A 9,933-nucleotide genomic window follows, 5' to 3' on the forward strand; every position below is an offset into this window, starting at 1 on the left:
AAAACAATGATGCAGTGGTACACTTTAATGGAACAAAATCGGTAAATAGAGGTGGCATATAGTGAAAACAGTTTTGGTAATTGGCGGCGGAATCACTGGATTATCCGCCATGTATGAATTACATAAATGGAAAAAACAAAACCACTCTGAAGTAAGGCTTATTCTTGCAGAAGCTTCTAGTGAACTTGGTGGAAAAATTCGTACTGTCAAAGATGGCGAGTTTATCATGGAAGCAGGAGCAGATTCAATCGTCGCTCGTAAAGGAAATATAAAACCTTTAATAGAAGAACTCGGTCTAGAGGAGGAGGTAGTATACAATGCTACAGGGCGTTCGTTTCTTTATACAGACGGAGAATTGAAGGCCATTCCTGCTGATGCTGTATTTGGTATTCCAACAAGTGTTGAATCATTAGCGACAAGTCCACTTGTTTCTGCTGAAGGAAAGGTGGAGGCATTAAAAGATTTTTATACAAAAAACGAAACATTTACTAAAAATGATTCTGTCGGTGTATTTTTGGAGCATTTTCTTGGAAAGGAATTGGTAGAAAAACAAATTGCTCCTGTTCTTTCTGGCGTGTATTCTGGCAAATTAAGTGATTTAACGATTGCTTCTACCCTTCCATATTTAATTGATTATAAAGAACAATTTGGAAGTATTATAAAAGGATTCGAAGCAAATAGGAAGAAATTCCAAGGTGGTGGAGAGAAGAAGTTTCTTTCCTTTCGAAATGGATTAGGGACACTTATTGATGCATTGGAAGAGAAACTTGAAGGAGTGGAAATTTTTAAAAATAGTAAAGCAAGCAAAATAGAAAAGCTCAATAACCGTTACCAAATATCTTTTAAAAATAAGGAAACAATTGAAGCAGATCATGTTGTGCTTAGTATTCCTCACAATGCTGCGGAAGCATTATTCGATGATCAAGTGTTGGAAAAAGAATTTACCCAATTGAAAAATAGCTCGTTGATAAGTATTTATGCTGGCTTTAATATACCTGATAGTTTGCTTCCGGCAGAAGGGACTGGTTTTATAACAGCAAACAGTGATGACTTATCCTGTAATGCCTGCACATGGACAAGCCGAAAATGGAAGCATACATCTGAAAGTGGGAACTTACTCGTAAGGCTATTCTATAAAAGTAGTCATCCGTCATTTGCTGCTTTAAAGGACATGAATGAAACAGAGCTACTCGAAGTTGCACGGAAGGATATAAATAAAAGTCTAGGCATTACAGCGGAGCCAGTGACAAGCGAAGTAACTAATTGGTCGAATAATATGCCGAATTATCTAATATCCCATCCGAAAAGCGTAGAAGCACTTGAAAAAGAATTTGCCGAAACGTATCCAGGTATCTTGCTTGCAGGGTGTTCGTATTACGGTGTTGGAATTCCAGACTGCATCGGTAATGGCGAAAGTATTGCGAGAAAGATCATAAACTTTCTTTAATAAAGAAGGACAGCTCACTGTAGCTGTCCTATTTTCGTGTGTTTGTCGCTTCACACGAGGTTCATTTAGTTAAGCTTCTTCACTATTCTTTAGGCTATCGTGCTTTAGGGTTGTAAGTAAATGATTCATCCTAATTAATTCTAAAAATACTTGTAGAGCCATTATTTCAACAGGTGAATTTCAGAATAAATTCACCTGTTGAATAATAAAAACAGATTTTTAAAAAGAGCGTATAGTCTTGTTACCTTGACAATTAATACTGTAATATTTATTATTACAGTATTAATATTATAGAAAACTTTATATGTAGTATCTAATTAATCTTTTATAAAACGAGAAGAAGTTAAAAGGAGTAGAAAAATGAAGAGTGATTTCACATTAGCCGTTCACAGTTTAACTCTTCTTGCCTTAATGCCGACGCGAATGTCTTCCAGTGATGCAATAGCTGAAAGTGCCTGCGTGCATCCTGTCCAAATTAGAAAAGTATTAAGCATGTTACGTAGACATGGATTTATTTCATCAAAGGAAGGTACAGGTGGAGGGTTTATTTTTGCGAAGGATCCAGCAGAAGTATCACTCGGAGAAATTTATAAAATTACCTCTGAAGGAGCATTACAACCAAAATGTCCTAAGGCAAATGAGGACTGCATTGTAGGGGCAAATATGAAAAATGTTTTATTTTCAATATTTGAAGAAGCGGAAGAACACTTAGGTGGATTTTTGAGTAGTTATACTATTCAAGATGTTGTCGAACAAGTAAAGCAGGTAGACTAAGCAAAACGCTTTTGCTTTTAAAGCGTTTTATCTAAAATGTAATATATATCATTACAGTTAGGGGCGGTGGTAACGATGAATACAAGCTTAACGGATATAAGAAACAGTGATGTTACAGAGGAAAATGCATTAATAAGCCTTAGGCGATATGGTGTTAAAAAAATGAAGAAACAAAATGAAGTCATCTACAGTGCTGCTAATCCTGCTAATTCAGTTTTTTACCTTTTAAAAGGAACAGTAAAATTGGTTGATGAACAAAAGGGAATATCTAAAACTATCACCGCTGACCAGTTTTTTGGTGATCTCTTTCTATTCTATTCAAAGGATATCTATGTAGAAACGTTATCGGATATTGAGTATATACAAATTACGAATGATGACTACCAACGGCTTTTTAAAGAAGATTTTAAACTTGTGACAACAATTATTAAGGATCTGTCTAAACAGACGGTCTTCAAAGAAGAAAGAAAACTATCAAAGGTTCTAGACAATGTGAAAAATTTGAAAAGTAAAGTTATAAATAGATTGGATAACAAGCAAAGGGAATGTAAAAGTTATTAGCAGTTGGCGTACAGTCAGAACTTAAATGTAATTATTTTTATAACAGTTACTATGATAAATAGGTATAAAGGATGTTGAAGTGTAAGGAATGGCTTAATGAAGCTTTCCATACAAGACGTTTAGGATAACGGATAAATAACGATTCAAGAGGTGAGAGAAGTATGACACAGAAAGTGATTATTAATGAAGTTCCTATTGATACTACCAGTTTCTATGAAGATACAGTCAAAAATAAAGCAGGGGACAATAGTCGGCGAAAAATCGGATTTGATTTTAAAGTAACGAGTAGCGATTACCATGAAATTACTACTTTACTTTATGCAAATGATTTTATCGTCGAGGTTCCGGAAAAAGATTTAAAGTTTCCGGCAATAATTCAGTCGTACTCGACATCGATTACGAACTTATATGAAGAAAATGCTGTTGGTGATTTTAAGTTAGAATTAATTGAAAAGGCGTAACAGCATAAAACGTAAATTCTTTAAGGAAGAGATTAAAGGCCAGCATTTTTGTAACGGGTTCGGTTTTGAAGTAGAAAAATTAAATTAATGCTAAATTTGGGATACTAATTCACATATGGATTGGTATCCCATTTTCACTTTATATATAAGGGTTTGAATTGTTTTAACCTATTATAATTTAGCGCGTGAAGTCGCATACAAATTAGCAAGTATCTGATAGACAACAGACGACTGCTAATTAGTATGTTAATCACACTGTTAAATTGTTTAAAAAAATATCCTTCTAGATAGGCTTCTCTTTTAAGTATAAGTTCAGAAACAGCGTTATTTTATTACAAACACAGAAACAATTCCTGCGATAAAAATACACGAAAAAAGAAACCATCCACTGTCTATGAAATCTTTCTTTTGTTCACTTTTCATTTCTTTATTATTTTCTTTCAACTACAATCTCACCTCCTGCTGAAACAGGATTATTTTACCACATACTCTTTGGTTTCACGATATTTTTGTTGTAATTCTTGTTTACTACACTTTTTACCTGCAAGTAAAACTTGATGGAAATATCCGTCTAATTCAATAATCATATAATCACGCTGGTTGCTCATCAGCTTATAGCTTTGATTTTTGGTTCAATTATTACACCCGTTTGTTTATTGATTTTTATCCAAAAGTAAAAGCAAAGAACTACTTCCAAAAAGAAGAAATGCAATTTGAGTTACAACGTAAACTGCAAACTCAACTGGAGTCAGTTTCCTTTCTCTCTTGATTTTCTTAAAATGAAAATAATAATAAATAGCACATACGAGCAACGCTACTCCAGATACTTGAAATATAATTTCTAAGAAGCTAATCAGAAATATCATCCTCTCCTAAATGTCCCGATTGTTGTTTAAACAGACACAATACTCTTAAACAAGCCTGCTCGTTTATGGAACAACAACATTTACTTAGCCCTAACTTAATTTACTTCCTTTTTTAGTTGCCTCTTTGAGTCTGACATACTATCTATTGTAAAAGAGTCTTTCTTTTTCCAAATAATTTGCTGTAATATAATACCCACCATACCTATAAAGAATAGAACGACTCCGATACCTTTAAATACTACAATCACTCCAAGTTGTTGAATGAATAAGCCACCAAGGAGTGGTCCCGCAATAAACAAGATACTTAACAGAGAATCCACTATTCCGGATACCCTGCCTATGGCTTCTCTTGGGGGCTCTTTCTGTATCATGTAATTCACAGCGGTTAGTGTTAACCCTGTACCAATACCACCTATAAATGCAAAAAATAGTGCTATGATAAGAGGGCTCTGATTATTTAAAAATCCCAATCCACCTGCCATTACACCGATCATCAAACTACCACTGCCGAAAAACCATCCATATCTATTTATAGTTTCTATCTTTGTTAGTACTAAAATAACTAGGAGAGCTCCGACTCCAATTGCTGAAATTGTCCAACCTGTCATCTCTGGTTTTTCAGGAAACAATTCGCTGAATAATGTTACAAACTGAGCATCAATCATTTGAATGGTTAGTGTTATGATCATTCCGTAAAGGATACTTACCAATAAGATTCTACTCCCCAAAACTAGTTCCCAACCTTCTTTCCATGCATTAAAGAATTGAGGATTAGTTTTCTCACGAACTCCTTCAGGTATAAAATTATTTCTTTTTGTTATTCTTGAAAAAATAATACCTGAAATGAAGAAGGAGGCAGCGTTAACACCAATTGAAATGTCGGGAGTGAATACACCTGAAACCGATCCCCCTATTAGAGGACCAACCACTTTCACCAATTGTAGCAGGCTGCCATTGATGGTTACAGCTTTCATGATATTCTCTTCATCTACAATATTGCGCATAAGCCCTTGTTGGGCAGGAAGACCTACCACACCAACAGTATTTCGGAGGAAAAGAACCAGCAAAGCCAATAAAGGAGAAGATACGAACACAAGTAATAATGTTAGGGCTCCCCTGATCCAATCAGAATAGATAAGAATTCTCAACTTATCCTTTTTGTCAGCAAACACTCCTGCTAACTGGCCAAATAATGTACTTGGTATGGCGTACATAACTGGAATCAAAGCAATTAACATTGGTTCAGCGTTCCATGTATACCTAAATAAAATAAGTACGGCGATGAAGTCAAACCAGTTTCCAAGATTAGAAAGAGCATTTGCTGAAAAAAACTTGATAAAATCTTGATCTCTCCATATCGAACTCTTTTTCTTCATATTTAGTACCTCCACATTCATTCTTTTATAAATAATAATGAATGAATGTCAGAGGAGTATCAGAGCAAAGTATCAAGTTGCCGGCTAATGATATATTGTAATCCAGTCAACTTGTAATCTAGTTCATATCGCTTTAATCGTTTTTTATAAATTTGGTGTAGTTCATAATACTCTCCGTAGTCAGATATAAAGAAAATAATGATATTAAGGCTAATAAACAATCCGGGAATGTACCTAGCATCTATAAATTGGTCCAGACTTGTATCAAAAAAATGCTTTGCTTGTGCTTCATCTCCATTATACAGCGACTCTATCCCTTTAATGACCATAAAGCTGGCCTGCTCCCTTGAAAAAGGGTAACTTTCGAGTTCTCTCTCAATTTCCTTCAACCTTTTCTTAGCCCACTCACTATCTTTTTGTAAGAAGATTAAGTAAAGCTCTATAAAGTAAAGGTTTGGTATGAAACCTTCTACCTTCTTTTCATGAATTACTCTTACAGATTGTTTTAAATGGTCTTTTGCTTCCTCCCACTTTCCAGTAAAAGCAAGGAGTGTCACTTGATTTAACCATTCCATTTCAAATTGATGTTCTTCTGGAACTTTATCGGACAACAATGCTCTTTTAAAATAATCCAGACATTTATTCTTATCTTGAGCAATATATGAGTAAATGTGAAGTAAGTAAAAGCATCTATCCCAAAATGAAATTTCAGTTGCTTCAGCTATCCATCTGAAATTGCCATTCATAAAATTGATATATAAACGGCTTTGCAGATTAAGTTCGAAGCCAAAAACAGATTGGTTTTCCACAAGGAGTTTTAAGGCATCACCTTGACCATATAACTGATATTTATGAAATAGCATATTCATACTAGAAGACACCTCATCATCTTGGTTCAATGGACTGACATCTTCCTGCTTTCTTATCTTCAGCCGGTAACCAATGCCCCTTAAAGTCTCAATACTAATTAAAGGAGAAATGGGGGTTAATTTTTTCCTGACCCGGTAAATATGGTCATCAATCGTCCTATCAGTTGGATCTTCTTGAGCCCATACTAATTCCAGGAGTTCTGCCCTCGTAAAGACTCGAGATGGATTCCTAAATAAGCATTCAAACAGTTGGAATTCCTTTCTTAAAAGCTGAATTTCTTCCGATCGATACTTCACAATATAATCATCGCTGAAAAGCTTAATATCTTGCATAATATCACCTATTTTGTATGAAATAGCTCATCTAACCAAGACCTGTATCCTACAATTGTCATAAGAATACACGCATAAAAAATGAATATCCCTGAACTATCTTAATTATCCCATTATTTCCTAATTTCAAGCAACAACGTTGTTCCGTTAAATGGCCCTTTAAGAAGCAACTTTATAGTCACTCAACAGTTCATTAATCCACCTTTCTTTTCACTATAAAAACACCCCTTTAGAAAAATATCCAAAGGGGTAAAACGGTACGACTTTATTTTAAACCTACTCCTACTTAAAGTCTTTTACTCTTTCTTCAGCACCGAAAGCCTCTAATGCATCGTCAAAAGCAGAAAAAATCCTTGACTCTAAGAAGGTCGGTTTTCTCATTGGAAAGTTTCTTTGATATAAAAAATTTTTAAAAGATACAAGAGGGTTTTTTTAAAATTCATCAACAATCTTAAAGATCGGTCTCTTCCTTGAGACCAAGTAGCATAGTGCTTCATATTCTTCTATATCTAATGATATACAGCCTTTTACCAGCTCTGAGCTGCTTACCTGTTGGAGTTCGTCGTTTACATAATCATCGTAAATCCCTATATTATTACATTTATTATTAGTGACAGAAAATATATAAACTTCCTCTATGCCTGATAAGTTGTCGGATATTTCTGTTGTGAGAATTTCAGAAATTGAGGTAAATGCCTGCTTAACCGGTTCAATAAACGTTCTATCTAAGTCTTTTTTGATAGATAATTCATCGCCTTGGAGAAAAGCTGCTGCTCTTACTCTACGGTTCTTCACTTCAAATATAGCTAGTTTTTTCCCAAGTCGGATCATCACATCAGGTGATTTCTTAGAATTTTTTTCACCAAATGAGAATTCTTCAATATATTGATAGGGTACTTTAGATTCTTTCACACACTGTCTACCTACTAGTGCCGTATACTCCTCAAAAGGTCTTCCTAGGAACCCAAGAATTTTATCATTAGTATACATTTTCCTCACCTTGAAAAAGAATGCTTCATATACTTCATCTTCTAAAAAGGGAATACATACAGGAATAAAGTGTTGACCATCATAGTTAAACAAGGGATTTATTTGAAATAAAGAAAAATTCCAGGGAAGTTTTAAATTTTCTTTGGCCCATTCTTTTGCTTCTAAAAAAGTAAAGGAGAGTTCGTTAACTATTTTGATACCCGCCTCTTTAACAGTAACGTCTTTATAATATCTCTCAGGGTTTATACTTACAGGCTCAGAAGTAACGATATTCCCTTTAGAAAATCTGCTTATGAGGGAGGTGATGACTGCGAAATATTCCTTCATTGTATAAGGGTTTCTTTCACTAAAGTCGGTTTGGATATCAATAAATTCCTTTTTGTTATATCTTTCTCTGTCAGCAGCTAAGTCTAAGTAAATATAAGAAGATCTTCCTAATGAAGCAAATACCTCTGGCCTGTTATTAAAATGAATATTCCTAATCAACTCACTCTCTAAAGTGGTTGATTCTCCGCGATATAACATGTCACCGATCTTAGCACATAGAGTTATCACATGCCCTAATAATTCGGTTTCAGATAAACTTGATGATTTCGTTAACATTTTTTCGTCACCAAAGGCAAAGATATATTTCCAGAGAGTTAAAATACACTGGTAGTTGATTATTGCTCTATTAGCTACGATAGATGCAACCCTTTCATTTAAGAGTCCCTTCTGCTGTAAATAAAGCAGAAAAGTTTTCTTGGTATGTTGATCCATGTAATCAATATACTGTAATCTAGATAGAAGTTGAAGGGTATCCAACAATGGTTTATTCTTTATTGCATTTATTAAACTTAACTCTGTATCTTTATATCCAAATAAATCACTATAAGTCAAATAGACGAAAGTGTTACTGTTATTAATTTTTCTCATAAGTTCACCTCCATATCCTGGGTATGATTTATTTAATTTTAACTCTTATTATCTTTTTTTTTCAATTTCTATATTTTTTTCTTTGTCATTTTCATGTCCACTAAATCGCTTGGGACCGTCATTTAAAATGAAACAGTTTCTGCTTATTACATGACAGACAATACTAGAAATTATCCTGATGCATTATATTGAAATACAGCTATAGAAACAAGACCTCTGGCAAATAAAGTCCCGTTTTGAATTAAATAACAAAGGGTCCAAATATACAGTTTATTGAATAAAATTATGTATATTTGGGTTCTTTTCTATATTTGTGTTGTGGAACTAACGCCCCCTTAACTTAATAAGAGAGCCACAAGTTTTTCGCATCTTCATTAGATATATGGAGCTTATCTACTAAGTAAGTTTGAAGGTTGCTTATTTTACTACCATTAGCCCATTCTTTATAGTAGCCGATAAGTTTTTCAACACTATTATTACAATAATTTTTGATGAGTAAATCAACTACAACTGTACTTCTCCAATAATCATAAAATGCTGATGAATATTCTAATTCTTCGCTATGACTTGCTGATTCACCAAACATATTAAGCGTGTATTCACCATATTTTTCTTTATATTTGTTGATTAGGCAGGATTCTACATTCATAGTCGAATTGAACCTTTCTTCCGATAAAATGAATTTACGTGGGATATAGAAACATAGTCCCTCTCAAACCACATATTTTCTTCATCAAGTTCTTCAAAATCTGTATGGAAAAAATCGACGTGATGTGTTAGTTCGTGAGCTGCTATGAACGCTACATCATCCATATCAAGTTCTGAGTAATACTTTTTAGCTACTTCTACTCCATTTGTTGTAGAAATATAGATATCTTTCCAGGTTTCAACCAAAGGTGTAATATGAATTAAATCCCTTGAAGTGTAGGCTGGTAAAGGAATTGTTGAATAAAGTTGAGTTGCGGACGTTAAATCGTGAAAAATAATTCCTCTCGGCGACTGGAAAGAAGCAATCTCATATAATGATCTTGAAAATTGAACTAGCTTTTCTAACATCTCTAATCCACTTTTTTCGATTTCTTGTACTTTTGAAGTATCTGTGACAGAGACCCCGTATTTCACAATATCTCCCCCTATTTGATTTCGGACATTTATGTTATCTTGATTATAGTTTGACGACCGCGTACTTTTTACGTTTTAGAAATTTCAAGTTATTCCGTTTACCTGCCCAATAATTGAACAAGGGCAATAGCCGGATCAATTAGCTGATCTTCTGTTTTGCCCCTAATTGAAGAACCTGTTAGATTAATCTCTAGGCAGTTCTTTCGTATTTATTAAAAA

General features: G+C 34.1%; 10 protein-coding genes. 4 read left to right on the forward strand and 6 right to left on the reverse strand.

The genetic code is table 11. The features are described from left to right. Nucleotides 1-61: 61 nt before the first annotated feature. The 4 genes from ACFSUL_RS09360 (at nt 62) to ACFSUL_RS09375 (ending at nt 3,243) form a co-directional block, all read left to right on the forward strand. Nucleotides 62-1,447 carry a protoporphyrinogen oxidase gene (locus ACFSUL_RS09360; protein WP_377934789.1) on the forward strand — a complete coding sequence of 462 codons (1,386 nt, stop codon included), beginning with the start codon at nt 62-64 and terminating at the stop codon, nt 1,445-1,447. Nucleotides 1,448-1,807: 360 nt separating this feature from the next. Further along, nucleotides 1,808-2,221 (forward strand): RrF2 family transcriptional regulator, encoded by a 414-nt coding sequence (locus ACFSUL_RS09365; protein WP_071414208.1) that lies wholly within the window; start codon nt 1,808-1,810, stop codon nt 2,219-2,221. Between the two features lie 75 nt (nt 2,222-2,296). After that, nucleotides 2,297-2,782, forward strand: a complete 486-nt coding sequence (locus tag ACFSUL_RS09370) for a Crp/Fnr family transcriptional regulator (protein WP_377934792.1) — start codon at nt 2,297-2,299, stop codon at nt 2,780-2,782. Between the two features lie 161 nt (nt 2,783-2,943). Continuing rightward, entirely contained in the window at nt 2,944-3,243 is a 300-nt protein-coding gene (locus ACFSUL_RS09375) for a DUF3219 family protein (RefSeq protein ID WP_071414210.1), read from the forward strand. 473 nt (nt 3,244-3,716) lie between these two features. Here the strand turns inward: ACFSUL_RS09375 and ACFSUL_RS09380 are convergent, their stop codons facing one another. From ACFSUL_RS09380 to ACFSUL_RS09405, 6 genes are all read right to left on the reverse strand, one after another. Next, nucleotides 3,717-3,851 (reverse strand): hypothetical protein, encoded by a 135-nt coding sequence (locus ACFSUL_RS09380; RefSeq protein ID WP_377934794.1) that lies wholly within the window; start codon nt 3,849-3,851, stop codon nt 3,717-3,719. Nucleotides 3,852-4,204: 353 nt separating this feature from the next. Beyond that, nucleotides 4,205-5,485 (reverse strand): MFS transporter, encoded by a 1,281-nt coding sequence (locus ACFSUL_RS09385; RefSeq protein ID WP_377934796.1) that lies wholly within the window; start codon nt 5,483-5,485, stop codon nt 4,205-4,207. 59 nt (nt 5,486-5,544) lie between these two features. Further along, entirely contained in the window at nt 5,545-6,687 is a 1,143-nt protein-coding gene (locus tag ACFSUL_RS09390) for a winged helix-turn-helix domain-containing protein (RefSeq protein ID WP_377934798.1), read from the reverse strand. Nucleotides 6,688-7,119: 432 nt separating this feature from the next. Next, nucleotides 7,120-8,592: a hypothetical protein gene (locus ACFSUL_RS09395; RefSeq protein WP_377934800.1), complete on the reverse strand. Its 1,473-nt coding sequence runs from the start codon at nt 8,590-8,592 to the stop codon at nt 7,120-7,122. 340 nt (nt 8,593-8,932) lie between these two features. Next, nucleotides 8,933-9,241: a hypothetical protein gene (locus ACFSUL_RS09400; RefSeq protein ID WP_377934802.1), complete on the reverse strand. Its 309-nt coding sequence runs from the start codon at nt 9,239-9,241 to the stop codon at nt 8,933-8,935. Continuing rightward, nucleotides 9,238-9,714, reverse strand: coding sequence for a hypothetical protein (locus tag ACFSUL_RS09405; protein ID WP_377934804.1), 477 nt, complete (start codon nt 9,712-9,714; stop codon nt 9,238-9,240). The genes ACFSUL_RS09400 and ACFSUL_RS09405 overlap by 4 nt, the downstream gene beginning before the upstream one ends. Nucleotides 9,715-9,933: the final 219 nt, after the last annotated feature.

The organism is Bacillus seohaeanensis, from assembly GCF_042684945.1.
Taxonomy (GTDB): Bacteria; Bacillota; Bacilli; order Bacillales; family Bacillaceae_B; genus Rossellomorea; species Rossellomorea seohaeanensis.

What these genes read in the sequence shown, in the direction of transcription:
- ACFSUL_RS09365 (WP_071414208.1), top strand. Translation starts at nt 1,808, where the DNA reads ATGAAGAGTGATTTCACATTAGCCGTTCACAGTTTAACTCTTCTTGCC.
- ACFSUL_RS09370 (WP_377934792.1), top strand. Translation starts at nt 2,297, where the DNA reads ATGAATACAAGCTTAACGGATATAAGAAACAGTGATGTTACAGAGGAA.
- ACFSUL_RS09375 (WP_071414210.1), top strand. Translation starts at nt 2,944, where the DNA reads ATGACACAGAAAGTGATTATTAATGAAGTTCCTATTGATACTACCAGT.
- ACFSUL_RS09380 (WP_377934794.1), bottom strand. Translation starts at nt 3,851, where the DNA reads ATGAGCAACCAGCGTGATTATATGATTATTGAATTAGACGGATATTTC.
- ACFSUL_RS09385 (WP_377934796.1), bottom strand. Translation starts at nt 5,485, where the DNA reads ATGAAGAAAAAGAGTTCGATATGGAGAGATCAAGATTTTATCAAGTTT.
- ACFSUL_RS09390 (WP_377934798.1), bottom strand. Translation starts at nt 6,687, where the DNA reads ATGCAAGATATTAAGCTTTTCAGCGATGATTATATTGTGAAGTATCGA.
- ACFSUL_RS09395 (WP_377934800.1), bottom strand. Translation starts at nt 8,592, where the DNA reads ATGAGAAAAATTAATAACAGTAACACTTTCGTCTATTTGACTTATAGT.
- ACFSUL_RS09400 (WP_377934802.1), bottom strand. Translation starts at nt 9,241, where the DNA reads ATGAATGTAGAATCCTGCCTAATCAACAAATATAAAGAAAAATATGGT.